This is a genomic window from Patescibacteria group bacterium (genome assembly GCA_004297735.1).
Taxonomy (GTDB): domain Bacteria; phylum Patescibacteriota; class Saccharimonadia; order UBA4664; family SCTI01; genus SCTI01.
On record SCTI01000002.1, the window covers coordinates 157975 to 181925 of the forward strand.

Genomic DNA, 23951 nt, shown 5'->3' on the forward strand with positions numbered 1-23951 from the left:
ATGTTAATCTAGGAGCATGAGTGAGAGTACCGGCGCATCGCGCGCCCAAGACGAACAGTTAGCCGCCGCCTTTGCCGCCAAAAGTGGTATTCCCTACCAAGAAACCACCGACTTAACCGCGGTTATTGATCTGGGTGGTCAGCTGGATCTGGCCACGCTGCAGCAGTATCGCGTGGCACCTCTCCATCACTACAACGACCACAGTCTAGAACTGGGTATTACCGACCAGACCGACCGCAGCCGCCTCCCAGAGCTGCAAAACAAACTGCCTCACGTCCAGATGACCTTTAAAACCATCTCGCACAGCGGCTACAACTACATTCTCAACCACACCTACTACCTGCTGTTCGAAAAGGAGCGCAATGGCGACTTTAAGGCCTTTGGCAAGCGCCTGGCCGCCGCCGCGCCCAAGCAAGCATTTTCGCTGATTGCCCAGATGGCCTACTGGCTGGATGCATCCGATATTCACATTGAGCCGCAAGCTAACCAAACCCGAATTCGATTCCGGTTGGATGGCATTCTCCATCCGATTACCGACGTCGACACCAAAGCCTATGAGATTTTTTTGAGCGACTTACAGACTCGAGCCGAGATAACCTGGGGCTCGGATGAGCCTCAAAGCGGTCGAATCAGTCTGCGCTTAATGGATAACCAGGCCCTCTACTCCGACGTCAACATGCGAATTGAAACGGTTCCCACCTTCCATGGCGAGGAAATTGTGGTGCGCATCTTTAACGACCAAACCCGCGATCTAACGCTCGAGCATCTGGGCTTTAGTGATGAGCAGCTGCGCAAACTGTATGCGGTCACCGAACATCCCAGCGGCATGGTATTAACGGTTGGACCGACCGGATCAGGTAAGACCTCCACCCTTTACGCCATCATCAATCACCTCAATAACCCTGAGGTTAAGATAATCACGCTTGAGGATCCGGTTGAGTACGACCTGCCTGGAATCAGCCAGATTCAGGTGAACACCGACGACAAGGAGTCGTTTGCCGGAAAACTACGCGCCGTAATGCGTGAGGATCCCAATGTAGTAATGATCGGTGAAATCCGTGACATCGACACCGCTAAAACCGCCCTACAAGCGGCCTTAACCGGTCACTTGGTACTGTCGACCTTCCATGCCACCAACGCGTCGGCGGCAATCAGCCGTATGCTCGACATGATTGGCCAGAATCCGCTGTTTGCTAGTGCTATTCGAATGATTATTGCCCAGAGATTGGCGCGCCGTATCTGTCCTCACTGTGTTGTAGAAGCTACAGCGACTAAAGAACAGCTAGACTTCTTAACCAAATCGGTTGAACAAATTAGCCCTGAACGTCGTCCAAAACTGCCTAAGACCCTCAAGCTCAAGCACGGCAAGGGCTGCCCCGAGTGTCACGGTATCGGCTATAAGGGCCGAGTCGCGGTTGTTGAGATGATGTCGATCACCCCCGAAATTGAAAAGCTGATGATGCAACCTAAAACCACTACAGCGCAGGATATTGAAGCGGTAGCGGTACGGAGCGGCATGGCCACCCTACTAGAGGATGGTGTAACCAAGGCCCTAGCCGGCGAAACCACGGTTGAGGAGATTGTGCGGTTAAGCGAGGCTTAGCTAGCCAAGTATCTGGCTGAGTTATAGATGTACCGTAAGATTTTAATCTCCTGATTAAGTCGGTGCCTGCCAGATTCGGTGATGGTGAAATATCTTCCCTCTGACTTAATATAATCCTGCTGCTTAAGACGATTTATGATGTACCAGGTGTGAGAGCCGACTAGGTGGATTGATCCGCCAGAGTAGTCCTCGATTAATCCTATTAGACTATAGGAGTTAATTACATGTTTATTTGAAAGTGCCAACGTCATTAAGGTGTTTGGCGTCATCGGACTAAACTGCTTGCGCCGGTTTTGATAGTGATTTAATCGAGTCATTTTCCCCTTACCCTTCCCGATCCTGCGTTATATCTTGGCTGAGCAAAACACTCTAATTTAGGTAGTAAATTTTTTTACCCCCTAAATTAGAGTTAATCTTGCACTAAAAGGATCAGCCTACTTATGCTAGCAACTTAAGATTAATAAATTCTGAGCCAATATAACTACGCCAATAAATAAGTCCGTTGCGCGGCCCGAGGAGTATTTACCTCGAGCCGCCGTTTCGTCTATACGCGTGTGAGCGGCTTTCGCCTGGATTCTGGCCCGCCTTGGGGTGAGGGCGCTTGATCGCGCGGATCGGAGTCGTCACCACCATCGTTGCCTGGAACCCAGGTGCCATGGCACCTGGGGCAGCTGTGCAAGTCAAAGCCATGTGCGTCAGGCCTCATTCTGGTGCCGCAGTCCAGGCAGAGCTTGCGACCCAAAAGAAGTGAGAAGACGTAAAAAGACCCCATGACGGTCAGGAAGACCAGGCCGGCGATGGTTAAAACCACCATATACACCAGGATCGACTCACCCCACTGGTTAAGCAGGCTGGTCAGATCGAAGTCGTAGCTTTCCTCCCTAGGCATGATGCTGATTCCGCCGAAACGGGATGACGCTGAACAAACCGAGAAAGACCACGGTCACTGCCACGGCCGTCATCATGAAGGCCGCCTCGTGAGTCGCGATCTGGGTGTAGACCCAGTGCAGCACATCGGCCACGTTGTACCACAGCTGATGCAGCCAGTCGTCACCCGGAGGCTGGGCCAGCGGATCGGGCTGTGCGCCGATGCTGTCGCCATTGCTGGCAATTGAGCTTTCGTCGCTGTAACTCTCAAAACCTGTAGCTACAATGAACATCTCACTCACTCCTCGTGAAACGCTTGTAAACAGAAACGACCCATCAAGGTCGCATTAGTTATAACATAATAGTTATTATAAATCTACCTAGGTTGAGCTTTTTGGTAATGACTGGTCATAATCGCTGGGCTAATCAAAATCCCGATCGCACCCAGTACAAACGCCAATATGAGCACTGCCTGAGTAGGCAGTATAAAAGTAGCTGCAAAAAGCGTGCTAAACAAAAACAACGAGCCCAGATCGTTCATCGCGTTAAACGCCGCCACAAAGCTCACCGTGTTGTTTGAGCGGGCGTGGCGGTACAGCGTTGCCTGAAATGGAATCATGTTAAAGGTATTAACAACCCCATCAACCAGGTTAATCGCGGTGGCACTAATTGAATCGGCTGCCCCAATTCTGCCCAAGTGCATTACCGAGGTGCCGACCGAGCCACTCCAGATTGTAGCCCGCGGGTGTCGCTGCGACAGCTTTGATGCAACCTGATTGGCGATCACAATTGCCAAAAAAGATACCGTAGTAATAAAACCAACCTTGGCGTAGCCACCGACAAACAAAAATATGGCAAACGGCCAAACAATCTTAGCCACCCGAGCATCGATCGCCCGACCAAAGCTGCCTACCGCATCGCGTGCCATCTGCTTCCAGGGTAGGTCGAGCATCGAAAAGCGCTGGCGCGTAAATGGCTCACTGCTAAATGACAGTGGAATTAAGCTCGCCGATACCAGAACAATTGCCAGCAGCAGCGACACTTGCAAACCAAACAGACTAGCAATAATGCCGCCAATAAGAGGCCCTAGTGTTGTAACGGTTACAATAAGTTGAGATATGATACTAACCTGGGAGCTAACCTTTTTCTCCTCATATGACCGAGCAAAGTAGGTCATAAAGGCTAAAAAGTGGAACACGTTTAGAACCGCGTCAGCTGCTGGAATCAACCAAAATACCTGGGCGTTACCAGCCAGCATGGTTAGTAAAACCAGCGTCACAATTGTGGCCACCACAGCAATCACAAAGCCATGCTTGGGGCCATATCGCGCAATGTAGCGCCCAGCTATTGGCTGCAACATAATGCGAATTACAAAATCAACCACAAAGAGTAACAAGATTGTTCGGATGCTGTAACCCAGATTGTACAGATAGATCGGCACGAAGATACTAACCAAGCTGAGGCCTAGCCCGTTGATTCCAACTGACCAATAAATCTCCCTTACCGGCCGCAGTTGGTGATGGTGCCGGATGTGCTGATCGACGATTGAATGCATTACTCTTATGGTAACAGATTAGAAGGCCACATTGACAGTAGCTCACGGGGTCATTTCGCTTTTATAAGTCCATGCTGCGGCCCGGTGGCATGAATCCACCAGGCCGCCCCTCTCTTCCTCTCCGCTAGATAAACCGCACCCCATAGCCGCAAAAGACGACCGGGTACCGGTTGATCTTGACTAGATCTCCCTGCAGAGAGCTCAGCAGCTTTACCGCCAGTCCTGTGGCAAACTCTTGGCGCAGCCAGATATCAGGTAGCACCATCGCAACTTCTCCGTTATTAAAGAAGTAGTCGTTGTACTGCTGAACACCCGGGCAGACCTGAACGTTCAGAACCTGCTGCAGTCGGTCGAGAACATTCCCCCAGTCGGCCCCCAGTACTGATGGCTCATCCCAAGCCTGAAGCCTCTGCATCGCTAGCGACTGGAACTGGGTCAGAAAGCGACCGACAAGAGCGCCCTCAAGGCTCTCGATATAGGCCAGATAGCGGTCAACCTGTTCACGGTCGGCCAGATCGCTTGGAGGCTGGTGGTACCGATAGTGCGGATGAAAGTTCAACACCAGCCAGGTCCCCCGCTGAACATTGACCCCAACGTGAGGCTGTGGATCGAAAGCGGGCGCGTCCTTCTGCAGAATCATTTCCAGCCTTGGCTGGCGCAGCCATGCAGTCAGCTCGGTTCGAGACTGGTCGATACGCTCTTGAGCAATCACCGTGAGCTCACTTTCGTTCGAAGATGTAAGGGCCAACCTCCGCCCTGGTTCAGGTTAGTTGTATCACACCTGCTTGATCGAGTCGAACTTTGTGATTGAAAAATAAGGCTATTCTTGCTAACCTAAACAGTACAAATGGGTTTCGACCTCACCCCTGCTCCGGCAGGGGTAAAATATTTTACAGGCCAATTATTTTAGATAAACCCGAGCGTACTCTACTTATGTCATTTACAGAAACAGATCCAAGCTTACTTAATAACCGGCTTGAGTCATAGCTTCGCATCTGCGACATAAGCGCACTTACTTCCTCCCCCGCCAAAGTAATTCCTGAGTAGTATTTGCCCTCTTTTAATTTTGTAGAAAGTGGAACTCCGTAGAATAAAGATTTATTAAACTTTCTCAGCACTAATACTGGGCGCGCAAAATTCCGCCCCTTACCGTCTTCTTCATCCCCAACATTGAGACCTATGGCCACCCACCACACCTCTCGCTCGTAAAAATAGAGTTGTTGAGTTTTTTGTTGTAACTGATGCTTTTTTATGTGCCAATGCCGGTAATCTTTCATGCTCGTGAGCATAGCAAACAAACATTAACGTTTCATAAACTCTATAAGTCCTGGTGGAGCTGCGGGGAATCGCACCCCGGTCCGAAAGCTCAAACACTACTCCTCTACACGTTTAGACCGCTTTAAAAGCTTGGGTGATGGTCTTAAAACGGACCAAACAACCATCACGGCAGCCAAGTATCTTAGCGTTTAGCGTTAGGCACCACTAAACGAGCGGCCAGAAAAGTTGACACCGGTAGAATCCCTATCTGGCGTCGAGTACCGATGGCGTTACGTGGTTAGGCGTAAGCTGGTGCGAGGGTCGGAACGCTAAAAGCGCTCTTTACTCGCGAAACAAGGCTGTTGAGACTTGTTGTTGATGGATTTAACGCATGCCTGCGACGTGCCAAGTAGTGTGTGAAGGTTCTTTCGTCGAAGCTGATCAGCCCCAGGCCCCCTATTATACCAAAATCTCACAGTATTTAGGAGGGTTCATTAGTGGATGATTCGTGGGTACGCTCAATGCTAAGCCCTAGTTCAGCCAGTAGCATTAAAAGCATTAAGGGAGGACATTGTATGGCAGAGCAAGACCAACCTAAAATCGACCGCACACCGGAGCAGGACGAGATCCCGGGACAAGACCAAAAAAATCGGACGTGGAGCGAAATACCGGAGCCAGCCGGTGACGCACCACCAGGCGGGCAAAGCTTTGGTGAGCGCCTGGGCGATAACGCTCCAACCGAGGAGAATCTGGCTGAGGCAATGGCAGCCGATCAAGACCCAGAAGATGAGGAGCTTACGGCCTAGAGCGCCAAACCAACTTGTTAAATCTGAGTCGCTATAACCAACTGGAGTCTTAAACGGCTCCAGTTTTGTTTTGCGGCTTGGATCGCTTAAGTCGTATTGCCGCCAACCAGCTACTAATCAGCATGGCGATGGCGTAGGCAAACAAGATAACCCCCATGATGGTAATGACCTTGGTTACCGAAATCAGGTCGGCCAAAATTCCGGTTACAAACACCGGTATGGTACTGGAAATGTTAATTAGCATCTGCAGCGAGCTAAACACCTTGCCGCGGTTATGATCATCGGTGGTTTCCTGCAGTAAGGTTTGAGCGGTGGCATTAATGATTGAGTTCATCGCCCCTAGCACCAACATGATTCCGCCCACAATTAACCCGATGTTAACCAAATCAACCAACGGCTCACCGTGGTAGGTGCGATACAGCTGACCGCTCAAGCCCAGCAGGGTTAATACCAGTCCGGACATGAACAAGCTGGCTTCGATAATCTGGCGGCGGCCGGCTACTTTATTCAAGAAACCTAAGCAAATCACACCCACCAACATACCAACTCCAACCGGAATGATGATAAAGTGGCTGGCTTGCTGCAGCGGAACCTTAAACAGTGCCAACGACAGCGCCGGCGCCAAGGTAATCAACACAAACACAATCCCCTGCGTAATTGCCATCTGCGACAGGGCAAATGATCGGTCGGGGTGAGCGCGAATAATCTGCCAGTTTTCCTTGAGCTGGCGGAACAGGTGGAGACGTGGTAGTTTTGTTGTTTTTTTATCAACTTTATACCTGGGGAGCCAGGCGGTAAGCAAAGTCGCCAAGCCGAACATGATGGCGGTAACGTAGTAAGCTCCGTGGTCGCCAAAGGCAGCCACAGCCGGACCTGAAGCGGAGTAACCCACCATAAACGAGCCATACAGGCTGAACACAAAAAGTGAGTTGGCGGCGAGCAGGTTTTGCTTTGGCACGGTTCTAGGTATGGTAGCAGCTTCGGCTGGCATAAAGAACTGCCCCACCACCGCAATCACAAAGGTTAACACGAGGATCCAGATCAGATTATTGGCGGCCGGGATGTAAAGCAGCACCAAAACGGTGCGCAGCGCGTTGGTTGCCACCAGCACCTTCTTGCGGTCCCAGTAGTCAACGTAAGCCCCAGCGACCGGAGCCGATAGAATCGCCGGTACCGCAAACGACAGCACCAGCAGACTCACCGACAGGTTAGCAAAACGGGTTTGCTGGGTCAGATTGTAGACCAAAATAATAAGAGCAAAGTTAAGTAGATTGGCCGCTACCTGAGACAGGATTTGGGCCAACCACAACTTGGTAAAGTTGCGATGACGAATGGTCTGTATATACTCCACCAAACTATTATAGCTTAATTAGCACTAGCGAAACTGCTTGAAGTTGGTAGACCCGGGTCGGCCACTGGCCAGGCGCAAAAAGTTCTTGATGTGATACCAGGTAAACCCAAGAATACCCTGCCCCTTTACCCGCCGCGCCGAGGTATAAACCTTAACCGCTGGGTCATAAACGATTCGCCCCTGTCGCTGCAAGCGATAACCCAGCTCAACATCCTCGCCAGTTATTAACTTTCGATTAAATCCTCCGGTCTTACGGTAAGCGCTAGCACGACAAGCAAAGTTCATGCCATTTAAATTCGGGCGTCGAATCAGTAGCGAAAAGCGTAAAAACAGGGAAAACAAGCTGCGCGAAGCTAAGCGAGCGATCCAAGGACCATCGCTCAGGTAAACCGGTCCGAACACTGCCGCCACCGCTGGGTCGGCAAAAACCCGCTGCACCGCTTCGATATAGGTTGGAGGCAAGACGCTATCGGCATCGGTGGAGACAATAATATCCCCCTTGGCTACCTCAAAGCCCTGATCCCGCGCGGTCGCCACTCCCTGCCCCTGAGCCACCTTGGTGTAGCCATAGCTCATAATCAGTTGGGGCGTGGTGTCGGTGCTCTTGTCGACCGCGATAACCTCTAGCGGCGGCGCCGTTTGAGCATCAATCGAGGCCGCCAAATCAGGCAGATATTTCTCTTCGTTTAAGGTTGGAACCACAATCGATACGGTTGGGGCGGTTTTCAAGACGGGTCTCCGGAGCTACAATACTGGTAGTATATCAACAGATACCCCGCAATTCTATGAACATTGGCCTATTTAGCGACTCCTACCTTCCCAGCCTCGATGGCATCAGCTATTCGATCGAGGCTTTTAGGGTTGAACTAGAAAAGCGCGGTCACACCGTTACCGTGTTCGCGCCGTCACCGAGCATTCGCTATAAAGAAAAGTCGCCCAACATTGTGCGATTCCCGGCAGTAAAGGGCCTGTTTTATGATGACTATCTGACCAGCATGTTCTTCCCGCCCGAAGCTTTACTGCGGATTAAACGTAAAAAGTTGGATATCGTCCACTTTCATACCCCTAGCCAAATTGGCCTGCTGGGCGCCTACTACGCCCTCCGTAGCCATACCCCGCTCATTAGCACCTACCACACCGATCTGTACGAGTATGTTAGCCACTACCCCCAGGTGCTACCTGGCACCATCGCCCTGTCGCTAATGTCGCCCATGATTACCGGCGGAGGCCTGAGCGACTTCCGCAAGGCCATAAGCAGCATTAAGCCAGAACGCAACATTGATAAATGGAATAAGAAGATTGTTATGCGCGGCATTACTGCGCTGCATAACCGCTGCGACTACGTGATAGCGCCGTCGCGTAAGATTCGCACCCAGCTCGAAGGCTGGGGCACCACCGCCCCAATTCGAATTCTACCGAGTGGCGTCGACCCAATCCCCACCACCGCACGCGCCACCAGCCTGTTCCGCAGTAAGTGGGGGCTCAACCCGGATCAGCCGGTTATCTTGTTTGTCGGGCGGCTGGGTAAAGAAAAAAACATTGAGCTGTTAATCGAAGCCTACGGGCAGGTCCGCAAGCAGCTACCAGAAGCAAAGCTGGTGATTGTGGGGCGACATGAACACCAAAAGGCGCTTCAAGCCTATTCCACCAAACACAATCTAGATGATGGCGTTATCTTTACCGGCCATATTGAGCATGATCGCCTGGGAGCGGCCTACGCTAGTGCCAACGTGTTTGCCTTTCCGTCACGCACCGATACCCAAGGCTTGGTGCTGCACGAAGCCGCTAATGCCGGCTTGCCAATCGTCATGATCGACAAGGAGATAACCGAGGTGGTCCACGACAAGCAGAATGGCCTGTTTGCCCGAAATTCGGCCGGTGATATGGCGCGAAAGCTGTTAATCATTCTTAAAGACTCGGAGAAGCAGCAGCGATATGGTGCGGCCAGTCGCCAATTCGCCGCCGAATACTCCGCCTCCCACCAGGCCAAACTATTAGAAGAGCTATATCAAAAGACCATCACCAGCCATCGACGTGCTGCCGAGATGCCGCCAGCCGTTAAGCCTTGACCTTATAATTGCAACTGCCAAAAAGAAAAACCTCCAGTCGAGGTGACTAGAGGCGGATGGAGATCTCCACCCAGAGCGCTAGGCGTTGAACAGCCATTTTGGCAACTCTGGGTGGAGACCATGCTCCTGCTCGTACGGTCCAGACCTCCCATGTCTGGCGCGGTCGCTAGGGTCAAGCGGCAGCGACGGTACGGAACAAGATTTTCGAGCCAAGCGTCACAAATTGCCATGGAGAAGCAAGTGACAGCCGGGGCGCGAGCCTCTTGGTAGAGTGCTATGCCCCAATATATGAGCCTATGAGCTCAGCTCGAAACTTGGTCGACTTCCTACCCCGCACCTAATAGAGCGCGGGTTTGCCCGTTCAATACGGGGCAGGAAGACGATTTGAAGGTGCTACACGCAGTTTAAGATCAAGGTGTACCGGGAGCAAACGCCCAAGAGCGTCGCTCCCGGCTTACCCTTGATGTTCAGGTGAATGGTCCCCTGCGCGTGAGAACCACACCTGATTCCTGCTTCAGAGCTATCCGCTACCGGGCCCCGGTCAGGGGGTAACGGACGGCTCTGAAGTGTTGACCGGGGCCCTGCCTCGGTCGCCGTCTAGCGAGACGAGACAGGGCCACCGGTGATGGTGCTGAGGTGATGGGTCACTACGTCGCCATCTCCCCTCCTGTCTGTCGTTGACGTGAGTCCTGACGGGTGCGGCAGGGCCTTCAGTCGTCAGAACGGTAAAATCATAGCACTAAGTTGACATTCGGTCAACTGTCAATATTGATAATTACTTCGAGTGAGTAGGTTTATTATTGGCTGCTTCCCAGGCGAGCTCAAAGAGAGTTACCCAGGACCGGGCTAGCTCCTCACTCTTAATCACAACCCCTATTGGCTGCGAACCAACCAGCGACACCATAGCAACTCGATCACCGACAATTGCCATATCCCCATTAATTGGGTACTTTTTGGGGTCAACATATCTGGATTGGCGTAACTTTTGATCATCTTTTGAGGCCATAATGGGGCCCTTAACACTTGTGTAGATGATTTTGCTTTTAATTCCGGCCGATACCCTATCGGGATTTGACTCCGACTCGGCAACCTCTGGGAACATCGCATACAGCTGGTCAAGATTACTGATACCATAGATCTGCTCAATCCCCTCCTCTTTACTTTCAGCAATAAAGCTCCTTACCACGGTCTGGATGCCTTCAGCTCCCTCGTAAAACTTAACGCTAGGTGATTCTTTTGACATTGACTGCAGCGACCCCAGCTGTGGTAGCAGCTCATCTAGCTGGGCCTTTTGATCCTTAATGGCCTGCTCTTTTTTATCGAGCAAGCGCCGGAGGTTTTCGGGCGACTCGGCGTTAAATAAGGTCTTTTTGGCCTTGCTGGTCTGGCTGACTAACCCCAAGCCAACTAGAGATTCCAAGATAACGTAGGTGGTGACTCGCTTAATACCGCTAGCATCGGCAATCTGCTGCACGCCGGCCGGACCCAACATTAAGTTAGCCACATAGACCCTGGCCTCCTTATTACTGAGGCCTAAATCTTCAACTTGACTGATTAATTGCTCGTCCATTTGACTCAATATATCAAATCAAATTAGTTTTGTAAATATTAATTGACAACACTAATTTAATGAAATGTTAATTAAATTTTTGACGATTAACTAAGGCGCGCATATGATGCTCTCAAACAGGGGGAATTATGCTGGCAAGAGTGCAGGCACCGGCTCAAATGGGGCTGGAGGGACAGTTGGTCGAAATTGAATGCGACATGAGCAATGGCCTACCCGGCTTGGTGGTGGTCGGCTTAGGCAATAAGGCGGTCGAAGAGGCCCGCGAGCGCGTGCGCGGGGCAATTAAAAATAGTGGCCTGATGCTTCCGCCAAAGCGAATCACCCTCAACCTTGCCCCAGCCGATATACCCAAAGATGGAACTGGCTTTGATTTAGGTATGGCGATTGCGGTCCTAATTGCCAGCGAGCAGCTGCCAGAGGTAGCCAGTAGTCTTTTTATTGGCGAACTGGCGCTGAACGGTAGCGTCAGAGCTACCGCCGGGGTGGTAAGCGCCGCACACCTGGCAGGAAGGCTTGGCATTGACCGACTGTATGTACCGAGCGGCCAGGAACAGGGTCTACAGCGTTTTAATTCAACTCGCGTTATTCCAGTTAAGAGCTTGGCTCAGCTGGCGGAGCACCTACGTGGCGCGAAGCCAATCCGGACTCGAGTAAAACGCTCCTCCCCTCCTCTGCCGATCAAGCCCGAGGTTGATTTTGCCGACATCTACGGCCAGGAGGAGGCCAAGCGAGCCATGTTGATTGCCGCCAGCGGACGACACAATATACTGCTGGTTGGCCCGCCTGGGGTTGGCAAGACCATGCTGGCCAAAGCGGCGGCCGGGATTATGCCACCGCTCAGCGCCGAGCAGCAGATGGAGGTGGCGCGACTACACGAGGCGCGAGGGCTAAGTCGACCGGTAAACGCCACCGATCGTCCATTTAGATCGCCGCACCACAGCACCAGCGTTACCGCCCTGATTGGCGGTGGCCGCCACCCCACCCCTGGAGAGATCAGCTTAAGCCACCACGGAGTACTGTTTTTAGACGAGCTACCGGAGTTTCAACGGCCGGTGCTCGAAGCCTTGCGCCAGCCGCTCGAAGATGGGCGCATCACCATTGGTCGAGCCGCCGGTAGCGCCACCTTCCCGGCTCGGTTCATGCTGATTGCCGCTCAAAACCCTTGCCCCTGCGGCTACCGCGGCGACCCCGAACGGCGGTGCAGCTGCCCGGCCCACCAGATACAGCGCTACCGCAAGCAGATCTCCGGTCCGCTACTGGAGCGAATCGACATGATGGTGTCGGTTAAGCGAGCAAAATTGGACCAAGTTAATCGATCCACCACTACCAGTCAGCAGCTACAAGCCAAGGTCAACCAAGTGTCGTTGTTGCAGAAACAACGATTCAAGGATGATTCCCTCACCAACGCCAATCTCGCTGGGCAGGGACTGCAGCAGCACTGTCGATTAGACTCAGGCGGCCAACAGCTCATTAGCCAAGCGCTGGCCGCGTTCCACCTCTCGACCCGAACCCATGTCCGCATACTTCGAGTGGCCCGGACCATTGCCGACCTTGATCAATCAAAAACAATTACCAGCCAACACCTAGCCGAAGCGATACGCTATCGGGCTACAACTGAATAAGGTTATAAACCTGGTCCCCGAGCGAGGTTGAGCTAAGCAGCCACCACAGCAACAACTCGGTGCCGATACAGCCAACCGCTAGCAGCGTAATCTGTCGGACATCGCGGCGGACGTAGCCCCATTCATCGGTGACCACCGCTGCGCCAGCGCCGGCAGAGTCAGACTTAGTCGCCTTAGCGGTGGCAGGCGCCTTGGCTGAGGCTACAGCTGTATTTGCGGCCAGATTAGGTTTAGCCGCTACCGATTGCTGCGAGGTGCGAATCACCCGCTTCTTTTTACTGCGAGACTTCTTTTTAGACATGCTTTTATGCTACCACAGCTCCCCGGCTGGTTGCAGGGGCTCATCAGCCAGCTTATACTTGGTAGCAGTAAAGAATGTGGTGAAATGAACACGGTATGGTTGGTGCTTATTTTAATAGCTCTGGTATTGTCGGCGGTCAGCCTGTGGCTAGCCATCCGCTTACAACGGCGATTCCACAGCTCCCTGGCCGGTAGCGACGGCGATAGCCTGGAGCAGTCGCTATCGACCTACCACAAACAGGTTGAGGCGGTGGCGGGCCACCTCGATAAACTAGATGATGCCTACGAGCGGTTGGCCGCCACCGGCAGTCTGGCCTCCCAAAAGATCTCGATTGTCCGATTCAATCCGTTTGGTGATACCGGCGGCGATCAGAGCTTCGTGCTCGCCGTGCTTGACGCCCACGACTCCGGTTATGTGCTCACCAGTATTCACGGACGTGAGGGTACCCGGGTTTACGTAAAACCGGTAGACTATAATAAAAGCAAGTATCCGCTTTCGGATGAGGAAAAACAGGCGCTCAAGCAAGCCTCACGGCGAGTGCCCAAGTAGTTTCAAGCATAAAGGAGTAGTATGGCTAAAAAGAACGACATGTTTGGAGTATCAGGAACCGACACCATTATCGGTTCAAGCGTTAAGCTCAAGGGCAACCTAGCCAGCGAGACCGACATCACCATTGATGGCACCCTAACCGGCAACATTAAGTGCGGCGGCCACCTAACGATTGGCGTTAACGCCCACATCGTTGGTAATCTGTCGGCTACCAGTGTGGCGATCGCTGGCCAGGTTGACGGCAACGTCATTGCGGTCGATAGCGCCTCGGTGCTCGAAACCGGCCAGGTGCACGGCGACATCGCTTGCTCTCGGATTGAGATCGCCATGGGCGGTGTCTTTGTCGGTGTGAGCAAGATGAAGCCGCTTAAGGCCACCGAGATTGAGTCGTATGATGAAGCAGGATCAAATAGCTAGAGTATGTATTACTACATCCTTAACCCGATAGCCGGCAAAGGGGCGGTTTCGACGCTACAAGACAAGCTGCGAATGCGACTGCGTGAGCTGGGCATCGACGGCGAGTTTGCTAAAACCACCGGACCTGGCGATGCCACCAAGATGGCTAAAACCGCCATCGAAAAAGGTCACACCACCATCGTGGTGGTAGGTGGCGACGGTACCGTCAACGAGGTGGTTAACGGTATAACCAAGGAGAACGTAGCGGTTGGCATTATACCGACCGGCAATTCAAACATCCTGGCGCACCGCCTGGGTATCACCAGCTGGCAACAAGCCTGCGAGGTACTGGCGGCTCGTCGGCTAACCAGCTACGGCTTGATTGCAGCCGGCCAAAAATACTTTTTATCCACCCTTACCCTAGGGTTCGAAACCGATCTCGACAAACAGGTTGAAACCGCTCCCGACACCAGTTTGCGCGGCCGAATGGGCCAGTTTGCCCAGGGCTGGGGCCACGCTCGCAACTATGAGTCGCTGGAGTGCCGCATCTTAATTGACGACAATCTGGAGTTAACCGCCCCCCTGTTTAGCCTGAGTATCACCAACCAAAAGTTTGATAACCCGCTTGCCCCCAACAAGCTCCTGGTAACTTTGGTGGACACCCCAAATCGCCGACAGCTCACCTCTTACCTGTGGAGCGTGCTTAAAAAGGATGATGTCGAAGATGGCGTCAGTCGCTTTGGTGCCAAGCGTGTTGTAATTGAAACAACCCCTCCAACCGGTATCATGATTGATGGTAAGTTGAGCGGCCGCACCCCTATTGCAATCCGCTTAACCAACAAGCAAATTAGGTTTATTACCGAGAAGCAGTTCTCTACCTTCAAGCCTGAAGATTAAATTTTTATTAAATAATTCCGGTTCGGACCCCGCCGTATGGGTAACGGCAGGATCCTAGGTGGCCACTAGAGGCCTGGTTCGATCAAGGCTAGGATCGGTGTCTTCTTCTTCGTCGTCGGGTGGCTCCAGAACATACCCAACAATCTGTCCCCGATCCCTCAGCTCGCCAGACTCAAGGAGCTGGAAGGCAATCCAGAAGTATTCATCGGCCTCCGCCCAGATATGCCCAACAACATCATCGTGAACCGCATTGAGCCTGATGTTGTAAACCTTAAATACACCCTGAGCAGGAGCTGGCCTTAGGAGCAGTTCGTAAACCTTCGCGTGGCAACCTAAAATACTGATGTCCGCTGTGGCTACCAGACGAATTAGGTAGGAACGCTCGATCTTGACCTGATTCCCTGGAATGCAGTCCTCAAGCCCCTCAAAGTACTCCTGTGGTGTAATCGGCTCAAGCACGCCGACACTCTCGCCTGCGCCGCCACCGTCGGCTGAACCACGTCGGCCAACGGGCGCCAACCGGATAGCCAACCTCCATCTGGCCGCCTGGCGTCAGAAGGACGTTGTGGTCGCCCAGCATTAGCTCGAACTCAACCTCATGACCCGCAATCACGCCCTTGAAGCGAAGCTTCGTGGCGGGCTGACTGGGCCTGTCGTCGATGCTATCCAGGATGAACCACGCCTCGACGGGACCGGTAAACCCAAGCAGCAGACTCAGAGTACGGTCGATGCCGCCCAGCTTAACTTTCACCAAGGTGGGATCTAGCCACAGCTGGTAGAGGCGGTTGGACTTCAGCGATTCGGCCCATAGCCTACTATCCATCTTGCCACTACTGAACTCCTGGGGCGTCAACGTAAAGACAGCCATCACAGCTCCAAACGTTTGATTATAGGGCAAGCGTTATTATCCTCTTGCTTGTGGTTTTTTTCAACCTGAAACCCTGTTGACCACCAGGTGTAAATCTGCTATTATTGGCTGCGAAGCTTTCTTAAAGGAGAACTGTAATCGCCCAACGAACCCGCCTAAACCAAGATATCACCGCACCTCAAGTGCGATTGATTGGTGCAGCTGGCGAACAGGTTGGAGTGGTTTCGATTGCAGAAGCGTTAGAGCAAGCCAGCCAGGCCAATCAGGATCTGGTTGAGATTGCCCCTAACGCCAGCCCTCCGGTGGTGAAGATTTTGGACTGGGGTAAGTATCGCTACGAACAGACCAAACAGGACCAAAAGAACAAGCGTAACCAGCGTAACCAAGAGGTTAAGCAGGTTCGCCTGAGCCTAAAGATTGGTCAACACGATCTTGAGGTGAAGTCTAGGAAAGCTCGGCAGTTTCTCGTTAATGGCAACAAGGTTAAGGTCAGCCTGCGTTTTCGCGGCCGTGAGGTTACTCACCCCGATCTCGGTAAGGCAGTGATTTACCGCTTTGTTGAAACCATTGAGGACGTTTCGGTGGTCGAACAAGAGCCACAACTATCCGGTCGAGAAATGACCATGCTATTAGGAATTAAGAAAGAGTCACCAAGCAATGCCAAAGATGAAAACGCACAAGGGAATGGCCAAGCGGATCAAGCTGAGCGGCAGCGGCAAGATGCTGCGGCGTAAAGCCTATCGCAGCCACCTTTTGGCCCACAAGCAAGCCAAGACCAAGCGAACTTACGTTAAGGAGTTCGAGGTTTCAGCTGGTGACGCCAGTAATATTAAAAAGATGTTGGCCGGCTACCGCTAAGCCGATCTAGATAGGTTCAGGAGAGATAATGAGAGTTAAACGCGGAGTTACCACTCACGCCAAGCACAAAAAGCTACGACAGCAGACCAAGGGCATGAGCCACATGCGCCGCGCCAGTGTGCGCCAGGCTCGCCAGGCGGTACTAAAGGCGCTGTCTTACGCCTACCGCGACCGTCGCAACAAGAAGCGTGATCTGCGCCAGCTCTGGATTGTGCGCATTAACGCCGGGTTAAATGCTCATAATATTTCGTACAGCCGGTTTATTAACCAGCTAAAGAAGGCCAACATTGAGCTGGATCGTAAGATCCTGGCAGAGCTGGCCGCCCGCCAGCCGGCTGCCTTTGGCGCCGTGGTTGAGGCCGCTAAGAAGGCTAAGTAATTTTTTAGCCCTTTTACCTCGCCGAGCTCTAGCCAAACTACTACGAAAAACACTCTAATTTAGTAGGTAAATTTTTTTACTACCTAAATTAGAGTGTTTTGCTGTTACTTAAGGTCTGCGAGAACTGCTTCGGCTCAGTCATAATTTATTTATTATCTAAATATTTGAAAATTTAACTAATTCTTAACCTGTTGGTTAACAAAATTTTTAATTTTTTTGATAAATACTGATTCATCATAGCCGGCTGCGTGTTTACGGATTTTAACCGAATCGTAATCATCAGGGTTGAAATTCTTAAGCGCTTGCGCCAACGAGTCAACGGTCTGCTCCTTAAAGAAGGTGCCGGTCGTGCCCTCAACCACTGTCTCGGTCGCTCCCCCTTTGCCGTAGGCAATTACGGGCGTGCCACAGGCCATGGCCTCGAGTGGAGTTAAGCCAAAGTCCTCCTCGGCCGTAAACAAAAAGGCTTCGGCGCGAGCCAATTGCTGCGCCACTCCCTCATCATCCAGGCGTCCAACAAACCGAATGGTTGGGCCGGCCATATCCTCAAGCTTACTTAGCTCACTACCTCCACCAATCACGGTAAGTGGCAAGCCCAGCTTGGTGCAGGCCTGAACCGCCAGATCGACTCGCTTGTACGGAATTAACCGCGATACCACCACAAAGCCACTGCGGGTCTGGCGGCCGAGCTCAAAGCGGTCTAACTCGATTGGCGGATTAATCACCTCCGAATCCCGCCGGTAGTACTTGGTGATACGCTGCTGTACATACTGGGAGTTAGCGATAAAGTGATCAACTCGCTGGGCAGCCGCAAAATCCCATAGGCGCATCTTGCGCACCAAACCCGGCATAACCAGGCGAACCAGTGGCGATAGCAGGCCAAAACCGGTGGCATTGCGATATTTAGCGTAATCGCTCCAATAATAGCGGGTTGGGGTGTGCAAGTAGCAGACGTGGGCGGTTTCCGGCTTGGTAATAACCCCCTTGGACTCGGCTGAGCAGGATGAGATCACGACGTCGTAACCGCTAAAGTCGAATGACTCAAAGGCCATGGTGCGAAGTATTGGATAGAGCTGGTGCTTTCGCTTGGCTAGAGGCCAGTGCTGCAAAAATGAGGTGCGCACATCCGCATCTTTAAACTGCGGCAAAGCCTCGGCATCGTATACCGAGGTATAGATTGGTGCATCGGGGTAAGCTTGGTGCAGCGCCCACACCACTCGCTCTCCCCCTCCCTGATTGGTCAACCAGTCATGGACAATTGCCACTTTAAGATTTTTTGCTGCCACTAGTACGCCCCCTTGCCGGTCATAATAATATATATGGTCCTTAAGATAATCTTAATATCTAGCAGAAGGCTCCAGTTTTCGATGTAGTACATATCAAGCTTAACCCGTTCTTCATAACCAATATCATTGCGGCCAGACACCTGCCACAAACCGGTTAAACCAGGTCGAAGTGCCAGCAAGGTTGAGCGGTCCTTGCCGTAGCGGTCCAGTTCGTCCTTAACGATAGGTCGGGGGCCAACCAGGCTGATGTCGCCACGCAGAATATTAAACAGCTGCGGCAGCTCATCGAGGCTGGTACGGCGCAAAAAGTCGCCAAACCGGCTAACACGAGGGTCATTCTTAACCTTTTGTTCACGTTTGAACTCATCGATCAGATCCTGGCGGCCAAGCATCTCAAGCACCTCAACCGGTGTCTTGCCACGGTACTTTCCGGTAGAAAAGCGCTGGCGCATGGTACGGAACTTGTAAACGTAAATAGCCTTGCCCTCGCGGCTCAACCGACGGTGGCGGAAAAATACCGGGCCGGCGTCGGTCAGCTTAATTAACAGCGCGATAACCACAAACAAAGGCGAAAGCACAATCAGCCCAAGTAGCGATGAAGCCAGATCGAAGCCGCGTTTAACGATTCTCCCCCACCCATCAAGCGGGGTTGGCTTCATTGCCACCATGGGCATACCAGCCAGAGTGCCCAACTGGGCGTTGGTCGCAAAAATACCAAACTGGTTTGGCACAAAACGGTAGGTTATATGGTTACGAGCAGCAAACTGCACCACCTCAAACACCTCGTCGGGATTGAGGTGAGAGTCGGCCTGAATAATCTGATCGATATGTTGATTTTTTAACCGATTTTTAAGGTTGGTTAAGGAGCGATCAACCAAAACCGGGCGCATTCGTTGCGATGCCCCGCTGGCGGTATCGAGCGCGCCAATAATCTTAAAGCCGGTCTGGGCCGACCGCGACAATGTTTGAACCAGGCGCTGAGCCAAAGGCCCACTCCCGACTATGACGGTTTGGTAAACTCCGATGTTCGCCCTAAACAGGCGCCGCTGAATTGCCCGAATAATAACCCGCCCAAGCATCACTGTAACCAGGGCTATGCCGTAAGCATAAATTGGTACCGCCTTAGACGGAAAGATTGGGCTAGGGCTAACAAAATCCAACACAATCATGAACATGACGCCACCGCTAACCCCCACAAACACCTTACCGGCCTCCTGTAAGCGGCTACGTAAGCTAGATTGATTGTATAGACCGGTTAAGGCAAAGATCAGAATCCAGACCGGGATAATTAGTAAAAATACCTGCAAAAAGAACTCGATTCCCAGTGGGTAGGTTACTGGGCGAGCCTCAATCTTAACGCGAATGGCGTAGGCGGCGATAAAAGCTGACAAAATTGCCGCAAAATCGATCGGAAGAAGTAACAGACTAAACAGTAATTCGCTGCGTTTTCGCATTGTTGGGTTTTAATTACCTTAAGGTTAAATATCTAGATATATTGTAGCAGGAATTGATCAAAAAAGGCCTCTGCCGCGTATGGCGAGACCTGCTTTGATTTGAGACTACCTATAAGCCGGATTCTGTCCCCCGCAAAGCGGATGGATGATCATCTATCTTGGCTACCTGTCACCAGGTGGCTCGTGCGGTTCATGCTGGTCCAGGCGAGCAACCTATAGACCAGCCACCTTGCAGTGGACGGGGTTTACCTCCTCCCAAAGTCACCAGAGGGAGCTGTGGGCTCTTACCCCACTCGTTTCATCCTTACCTGGACGAACCAGGCGGTATCGTTTCTGTGGCACTTTCCCTAGACTTGGCAGCGATGTTCTCTCGAGAGGAACACCGCCAGCTTACATCTGGTTGCGGTTAGCAACCGTCCTGCTCTGTACTGTCCGGACTTTCCTCCCCTGCCTTACGGCTCAGGCGATCATCCAGTAGTCTCAGTGGGGATATTATACCGTTTTTGAGCCAAAAAAGCTAGGTTTTGGCTAAATATGGCCTAAGTGTTCGTCGAGCGCTTTATTAACCTCAATGTCGGCTAGCTTGTTCTCGGAGCGCAGGACGTGCTTAAAGGTGACCTCTAGGCCACCAACCTTCTTCATAATATCGGCATGCAGCGGCTGCAAATCAACATTCTTCACCTTATACTCCCCTCGCAGCTGCTTAACCACCAGCTCACTATCTAAAATAAGCTCGATTTTACTTGGCTTGTACTTTTTAGCCGCCGCCAAAGCACCAATCACCGCGGTATACTCGGCCTGATTATTGGTGGTCTCCCCAATATACCGACCAAATGACTCAATATGATCATCGTCCGGTGTAGAAATAACAACGCCAACCGCCGAAGGCCCCGGATTGCCACGGCTACCGCCATCGGTATGGATTACCAAATGCTTAATTTCGACAGGTGCGTTTAATAGATGTGCCATATGCTCCTATTGTACATGATGTGTTAGTTCGGCAAAGAATCGACTGCCGTCATACGATTGTACCAGTTTTAATAAATCCTTAACATTTGGCATGAAGTCGACACCATCAACCTCTTCTGGATGACGCCAAAAAGCCTCTCCGATATCTGATTTCTCGATTAGTTCGCCGGTTGGATTACTTCCATAAAACAGATGGAATAGAATCTCGCTCACCGGCTCGCCGTCCTCCATTGTGGTGGCGTAACCGTCACCATAGTGCTGCAAATCGGCCACCAAGCCGGTCTTTTCGCGTAGCTCCCGCTCCGCCGCCAGCTTAACGCCTTCGCCCAGATGAATCTTGCCGTAAGGGAAGCCAACCATATCAATGAGCGGCTGACGCTTGCGGCGGTAAAACAGCCAGCGCCCCTCACCGTCCTCTACTGCCATTAGGGTAACAATCCGAGGCTGCACCCTGGGAGTTAGCGACTTTAAGCTCAACCGGTCAGCGTACAGCTTGCCCTTTGAGGTCAATCGGTACAGGCCGTTCTTACCCTGCTTTTCAACCAACCCATCCCGAATCAGCTGCTTAAGGTGATACATAAACAGATTACCCTCAATCTCACGCGGCTTCAGATCGGCATAACGCAGCTCCGGGTTTAAGATGAGCTGTTGTAAAATGTGTTGCTGCAATCGATGCATCGAGTAACTCCTGGTGCTTCCAGCATACTCTTGTTTGAGATTGAGTCAAATTAATAACTCGAATGCTACTGAAATCAAAATGGGTGCAGTTAGCTTCTCTTGTTCCCAGATTGACCTGGGCCAGGAACTCTAAAGCCTAGATTATTTGCTCTTTCAATTTCTTCTGGCGTCATGCCGCATGCTTGCGCCTTTACAGCTATCGAAAGTTCCTTTATTTGCTTGGTCGCATAGTTACACGCTACCTTAGTTAACTCCAAAAGTGTAGTGACCCCATCGGTTGTTGGGAAGGTGTGACTGATAAGAAAAGGCGCTATATCTAAAACCTTCCAATCGCCTTCTATTTTTGTGCATACAATGCCAGTAGTATACTGTTCGTAAGCGTTTACCGAATGGGCAATCCGCTTACTTCTCATATCGACATAGAATTTATGCGCACCCAAAGGATCTCCATTCAAGCCTTCATAGATAGATGGTTGCAAGCTTGCCCGAACGCCACCGTCAAAACATCTGGCATAAAAAACAACAGAAGCTACCCACAATGCTTCATCAATAGGACTTAGGCTTTTATCGTCTTCTTTTAATGACTCCAAGTTACTCATAAGCAGGATTAGCCATGCAATTATTTTCTTTAAATCAACCTGAATAGAGTGCCACTCAGCTAATTCTTTAGCCTGTGGTGATTTCAACTCTTTCAATGGATGACCCTTAATCATAGCTTAGCGCCTCAATTTAATAATTCCTGGTCGGGGTGACAGGACTTGAACCTGCGACCTCCCGGCCCCCAGCCGGACGCGCTACCAACTGCGCCACACCCCGAAAAACAAGCTCCGCTACCCGGTAAGCCAGAGTTTTCTTCCCGCGATGTATGCAGGTGGGTGTCCTCAGCTACGCGGTCCTCGGACCGGAGCAATCTTAAACTCCCGTTAAAAAACTCGTAAAGAAAAAATAAACTGGCCTACCAAAGCTGCAGAGCTTACTGGTATTGTAGCGAGTTTTACCGACTAGGTCGACAGGCCGGTTAAACCTGGGACCAAGAACTGCATAATGCCGCCAACGATGGCACCGAAGATTGGCATAAAGACCGGTGCGGCCAGGAATAGTAGGAAGAAAATGATGAGCAGGCCATTTTGTTCGAGGCGGTCCATGACGTTACGGACACTTAGCGGCACAAAGGCATACAAGATGCGCGAACCGTCCAGGGGCGGAATTGGAATTAGGTTAAATACCGCAAAAGCGATGTTGATCGAAATTACGGTGATGAAGAACGGCATTATTTGAGTCGAAGGCGTAAACAGCTGCAGGGCAACCGCAGTAATGACGGCGAGCAGCAGATTCATGGCTGGACCGGCGGCGGCAACGATGGCAACGCCGTATTTACCATACTTAACGGCCCAGGGGTTAAACGGTACCGGTCGGGCCGCCCCAAAGATAACCGGCGAGCCAATAACTATGAGGATTAGGGGTAAAAGCACGGTCATGACCGGGTCGATATGGGTCAGCGGGTTAATACTAAGACGGCCCTCATTGCGAGCGGTGCGGTCTCCGAGTAGATCGCTAGCCAGAGCATGAGCAAACTCATGCAGGGTTAGGGCAAGAATCAAGCCGATAATCAAAAAGCCAATGCCAACAGGGTTAAAATCCATGTCATGATTATACGTTGGGTTATCAGCTGGCGCTAGTTGACCTAACGGGTCTAATCTGATACTATATTCGGGTTGTTACGGAATTATTAAGGAGTTCAACGACATGGCGTACGCCTGTGACATTTGCGGTAAAGGCAAGCAGTTCGGCCACAATGTTCCCTTCTCCCAGAAGAAGACGAACAAGGTGTGGAAGCCGAATCTTCAGCGTACCCGAATTGAGCTCGATGGCACCAAGGTACGGGTAAAGATCTGCACCCAGTGCATGCGCACCTTGGCCAAGTACCGCGATAAAGCGGTTGAAAAGGCCGAAGCGCCTAAAGCCGAAGCCAAGGCTTAATTAAAAAACCGCCCAGTGAGGCGGTTTTTTAATATCTGCTGGAGGCAACTAACTCTGAGGCTGCAACACCACTACGGTAGTTTCAAGCGGCAGGTCCTTGCTGGTAAGCTTGAGCTTTGGCTGTGGCTCAGGGCTAGACCCAACCTCTTTTAAGAAGGCCTCAAGAACGCCATCGTAGTTAATTGGCACCACATAGTTGGGCTCTAGTTGGCTAACAATCTTGGTGGCAGTAGCTGGGCTTAGCTCCGCCTCCCCCCCTTTGAGGGAAAAGACCAGTACATCGATGCCGCCAAGTGCCTCAATCTGCCCATTGGTCAACTCGGCCGTAACCGAACCTAGCAGCCCGACTCGAATCCCGTCAACCGATACGGCGTATAGAGTGGATTCGTCGGCGGTAGCGACAGCGGTAATCATTGAGCCCTTAATTTCGTACTCGCCTGGACCATCAAACAGGCGGCCGGCGGTCTTAACCGACTTTTCGGCGGCACGAGTCAACAAAGTGGTATCGACCACGCCCTTAACATCACCCCCGGGCTGGCCGGTTGGCGAAGGGTCGCACAATACAGTTACCTGCTTGCCAACAACCTTAACGCAGTTCATTCCAATAAATGTGACTTCCATACTATCTCCTACCTT

30 protein-coding genes, 1 tRNA gene and 3 other RNA genes are annotated in these 23951 nt (G+C 51.8%); 11 read left to right on the forward strand and 23 right to left on the reverse strand.

Features of this window, described 5'->3' with window-relative positions:
- The first annotated feature begins 16 nt into the window (after window positions 1-16).
- A complete protein-coding gene (locus tag EPO04_02390; protein TAK88937.1) occupies window positions 17-1603 on the forward strand; it encodes a type II/IV secretion system protein in 1587 nt (528 codons plus the stop codon).
- On the opposite strand, the gene EPO04_02395 is transcribed toward EPO04_02390, so the two are convergent.
- The 7 genes from EPO04_02395 to ssrA all read right to left on the reverse strand — a co-directional run bounded on the left by EPO04_02395 (window position 1600) and on the right by ssrA (window position 5731).
- On the reverse strand, window positions 1600-1920 hold the full coding sequence (locus tag EPO04_02395; protein TAK88938.1) for a hypothetical protein: 321 nt from the start codon (window positions 1918-1920) through the stop codon (window positions 1600-1602). The genes EPO04_02390 and EPO04_02395 overlap by 4 nt on opposite strands.
- Window positions 1921-2147: 227 nt before the next feature.
- The gene (locus tag EPO04_02400; GenBank protein ID TAK88939.1) at window positions 2148-2492 is read right to left on the reverse strand and encodes a hypothetical protein; all 345 of its coding nucleotides are present in this window, start codon (window positions 2490-2492) and stop codon (window positions 2148-2150) included.
- Window positions 2485-2763: a hypothetical protein gene (locus tag EPO04_02405; GenBank protein TAK88940.1), complete on the reverse strand. Its 279-nt coding sequence runs from the start codon at window positions 2761-2763 to the stop codon at window positions 2485-2487. The genes EPO04_02400 and EPO04_02405 overlap by 8 nt, the downstream gene beginning before the upstream one ends.
- 83 nt (window positions 2764-2846) lie before the next feature.
- Entirely contained in the window at window positions 2847-4025 is a 1179-nt protein-coding gene (locus tag EPO04_02410) for an MFS transporter (GenBank protein TAK88941.1), read from the reverse strand.
- A 124-nt stretch (window positions 4026-4149) separates the two neighbouring features.
- Window positions 4150-4737: a hypothetical protein gene (locus tag EPO04_02415; protein TAK88942.1), complete on the reverse strand. Its 588-nt coding sequence runs from the start codon at window positions 4735-4737 to the stop codon at window positions 4150-4152.
- 178 nt (window positions 4738-4915) lie between these two features.
- Window positions 4916-5323 (reverse strand): type II toxin-antitoxin system PemK/MazF family toxin, encoded by a 408-nt coding sequence (locus tag EPO04_02420; protein TAK88943.1) that lies wholly within the window; start codon window positions 5321-5323, stop codon window positions 4916-4918.
- A 30-nt stretch (window positions 5324-5353) separates the two neighbouring features.
- Window positions 5354-5731, reverse strand: a transfer-messenger RNA (tmRNA) gene (gene ssrA / locus EPO04_02425).
- 126 nt (window positions 5732-5857) lie between these two features.
- On the opposite strand from ssrA, the gene EPO04_02430 reads away from it, so the two are divergent.
- Window positions 5858-6088, forward strand: coding sequence for a hypothetical protein (locus EPO04_02430; GenBank protein ID TAK88944.1), 231 nt, complete (start codon window positions 5858-5860; stop codon window positions 6086-6088).
- A 49-nt stretch (window positions 6089-6137) separates the two neighbouring features.
- On the opposite strand, the gene EPO04_02435 is transcribed toward EPO04_02430, so the two are convergent.
- Both EPO04_02435 and EPO04_02440 read right to left on the reverse strand, forming a co-directional pair.
- Complete coding sequence (locus EPO04_02435; protein ID TAK88945.1) at window positions 6138-7442, reverse strand: MFS transporter; 1305 nt, start codon at window positions 7440-7442, stop codon at window positions 6138-6140.
- Window positions 7443-7463: 21 nt separating this feature from the next.
- On the reverse strand, window positions 7464-8168 hold the full coding sequence (locus EPO04_02440) for a glycosyltransferase (GenBank protein ID TAK88946.1): 705 nt from the start codon (window positions 8166-8168) through the stop codon (window positions 7464-7466).
- 56 nt (window positions 8169-8224) lie between these two features.
- Between EPO04_02440 and EPO04_02445 the strand changes: the two genes are divergently transcribed.
- The gene (locus EPO04_02445) at window positions 8225-9508 is read left to right on the forward strand and encodes a glycosyltransferase family 4 protein (GenBank protein ID TAK88947.1); all 1284 of its coding nucleotides are present in this window, start codon (window positions 8225-8227) and stop codon (window positions 9506-9508) included.
- A 775-nt stretch (window positions 9509-10283) separates the two neighbouring features.
- On the opposite strand, the gene EPO04_02450 is transcribed toward EPO04_02445, so the two are convergent.
- Complete coding sequence (locus EPO04_02450) at window positions 10284-11078, reverse strand: hypothetical protein (GenBank protein ID TAK88948.1); 795 nt, start codon at window positions 11076-11078, stop codon at window positions 10284-10286.
- 128 nt (window positions 11079-11206) lie between these two features.
- On the opposite strand from EPO04_02450, the gene EPO04_02455 reads away from it, so the two are divergent.
- On the forward strand, window positions 11207-12700 hold the full coding sequence (locus EPO04_02455; protein TAK88949.1) for an ATP-binding protein: 1494 nt from the start codon (window positions 11207-11209) through the stop codon (window positions 12698-12700).
- Here EPO04_02455 and EPO04_02460 read toward each other — a convergent pair.
- The gene (locus tag EPO04_02460; GenBank protein TAK88950.1) at window positions 12687-13001 is read right to left on the reverse strand and encodes a hypothetical protein; all 315 of its coding nucleotides are present in this window, start codon (window positions 12999-13001) and stop codon (window positions 12687-12689) included. The genes EPO04_02455 and EPO04_02460 overlap by 14 nt on opposite strands.
- A gap of 6 nt (window positions 13002-13007) precedes the next feature.
- On the opposite strand from EPO04_02460, the gene EPO04_02465 reads away from it, so the two are divergent.
- The 3 genes from EPO04_02465 to EPO04_02475 are packed head-to-tail and all read left to right on the forward strand — an operon-like array spanning window position 13008 to window position 14843.
- The gene (locus tag EPO04_02465) at window positions 13008-13550 is read left to right on the forward strand and encodes a DUF4446 family protein (protein TAK88951.1); all 543 of its coding nucleotides are present in this window, start codon (window positions 13008-13010) and stop codon (window positions 13548-13550) included.
- A gap of 21 nt (window positions 13551-13571) precedes the next feature.
- Window positions 13572-13967, forward strand: a complete 396-nt coding sequence (locus EPO04_02470; GenBank protein TAK88952.1) for a polymer-forming cytoskeletal protein — start codon at window positions 13572-13574, stop codon at window positions 13965-13967.
- A 3-nt stretch (window positions 13968-13970) separates the two neighbouring features.
- Complete coding sequence (locus tag EPO04_02475) at window positions 13971-14843, forward strand: hypothetical protein (protein TAK88953.1); 873 nt, start codon at window positions 13971-13973, stop codon at window positions 14841-14843.
- Window positions 14844-14897: 54 nt separating this feature from the next.
- Here EPO04_02475 and EPO04_02480 read toward each other — a convergent pair whose 3' ends face one another.
- Window positions 14898-15302, reverse strand: coding sequence for a hypothetical protein (locus EPO04_02480; GenBank protein ID TAK88954.1), 405 nt, complete (start codon window positions 15300-15302; stop codon window positions 14898-14900).
- Window positions 15295-15711, reverse strand: a complete 417-nt coding sequence (locus EPO04_02485; protein ID TAK88955.1) for a hypothetical protein — start codon at window positions 15709-15711, stop codon at window positions 15295-15297. Before EPO04_02485 ends, EPO04_02480 begins: the two co-directional genes overlap by 8 nt.
- A 137-nt stretch (window positions 15712-15848) precedes the next feature.
- Between EPO04_02485 and EPO04_02490 the strand changes: the two genes are divergently transcribed.
- The 3 genes from EPO04_02490 to EPO04_02500 are packed head-to-tail and all read left to right on the forward strand — an operon-like array spanning window position 15849 to window position 16948.
- Window positions 15849-16445, forward strand: coding sequence for a translation initiation factor IF-3 (locus EPO04_02490; GenBank protein TAK88956.1), 597 nt, complete (start codon window positions 15849-15851; stop codon window positions 16443-16445).
- Entirely contained in the window at window positions 16369-16569 is a 201-nt protein-coding gene (locus EPO04_02495; protein ID TAK88957.1) for a 50S ribosomal protein L35, read from the forward strand. Before EPO04_02490 ends, EPO04_02495 begins: the two co-directional genes overlap by 77 nt.
- A 25-nt stretch (window positions 16570-16594) precedes the next feature.
- Window positions 16595-16948 carry a 50S ribosomal protein L20 gene (locus EPO04_02500; GenBank protein ID TAK88958.1) on the forward strand — a complete coding sequence of 118 codons (354 nt, stop codon included), beginning with the start codon at window positions 16595-16597 and terminating at the stop codon, window positions 16946-16948.
- A 176-nt stretch (window positions 16949-17124) separates the two neighbouring features.
- Here the strand turns inward: EPO04_02500 and EPO04_02505 are convergent, their stop codons facing one another.
- The 9 genes from EPO04_02505 to EPO04_02545 all read right to left on the reverse strand — a co-directional run bounded on the left by EPO04_02505 (window position 17125) and on the right by EPO04_02545 (window position 22978).
- The gene (locus EPO04_02505) at window positions 17125-18234 is read right to left on the reverse strand and encodes a glycosyltransferase family 4 protein (GenBank protein TAK88959.1); all 1110 of its coding nucleotides are present in this window, start codon (window positions 18232-18234) and stop codon (window positions 17125-17127) included.
- The gene (locus tag EPO04_02510; GenBank protein TAK88960.1) at window positions 18234-19688 is read right to left on the reverse strand and encodes a sugar transferase; all 1455 of its coding nucleotides are present in this window, start codon (window positions 19686-19688) and stop codon (window positions 18234-18236) included. Before EPO04_02510 ends, EPO04_02505 begins: the two co-directional genes overlap by 1 nt.
- A 96-nt stretch (window positions 19689-19784) precedes the next feature.
- Window positions 19785-20171, reverse strand: an RNA gene (gene rnpB / locus EPO04_02515) — RNase P RNA component class A.
- Between the two features lie 45 nt (window positions 20172-20216).
- Entirely contained in the window at window positions 20217-20657 is a 441-nt protein-coding gene (locus tag EPO04_02520; GenBank protein TAK88961.1) for a ribonuclease HI family protein, read from the reverse strand.
- Window positions 20658-20663: 6 nt separating this feature from the next.
- Window positions 20664-21335 carry an NUDIX domain-containing protein gene (locus EPO04_02525; GenBank protein ID TAK88962.1) on the reverse strand — a complete coding sequence of 224 codons (672 nt, stop codon included), beginning with the start codon at window positions 21333-21335 and terminating at the stop codon, window positions 20664-20666.
- 89 nt (window positions 21336-21424) lie between these two features.
- Window positions 21425-22048: a hypothetical protein gene (locus EPO04_02530; protein ID TAK88963.1), complete on the reverse strand. Its 624-nt coding sequence runs from the start codon at window positions 22046-22048 to the stop codon at window positions 21425-21427.
- 27 nt (window positions 22049-22075) lie between these two features.
- Window positions 22076-22151, reverse strand: a tRNA-Pro gene (locus EPO04_02535).
- 4 nt (window positions 22152-22155) lie between these two features.
- Window positions 22156-22311: non-coding RNA, 6S RNA (ssrS, locus tag EPO04_02540), on the reverse strand.
- Between the two features lie 25 nt (window positions 22312-22336).
- Complete coding sequence (locus EPO04_02545; GenBank protein ID TAK88964.1) at window positions 22337-22978, reverse strand: site-2 protease family protein; 642 nt, start codon at window positions 22976-22978, stop codon at window positions 22337-22339.
- Window positions 22979-23081: 103 nt separating this feature from the next.
- On the opposite strand from EPO04_02545, the gene rpmB reads away from it, so the two are divergent.
- Window positions 23082-23315 carry a 50S ribosomal protein L28 gene (gene rpmB, locus EPO04_02550; GenBank protein TAK88965.1) on the forward strand — a complete coding sequence of 78 codons (234 nt, stop codon included), beginning with the start codon at window positions 23082-23084 and terminating at the stop codon, window positions 23313-23315.
- A gap of 48 nt (window positions 23316-23363) precedes the next feature.
- On the opposite strand, the gene EPO04_02555 is transcribed toward rpmB, so the two are convergent.
- Window positions 23364-23936, reverse strand: coding sequence for a hypothetical protein (locus tag EPO04_02555; GenBank protein TAK88966.1), 573 nt, complete (start codon window positions 23934-23936; stop codon window positions 23364-23366).
- Between the last annotated feature and the right edge of the window lie 15 nt (window positions 23937-23951).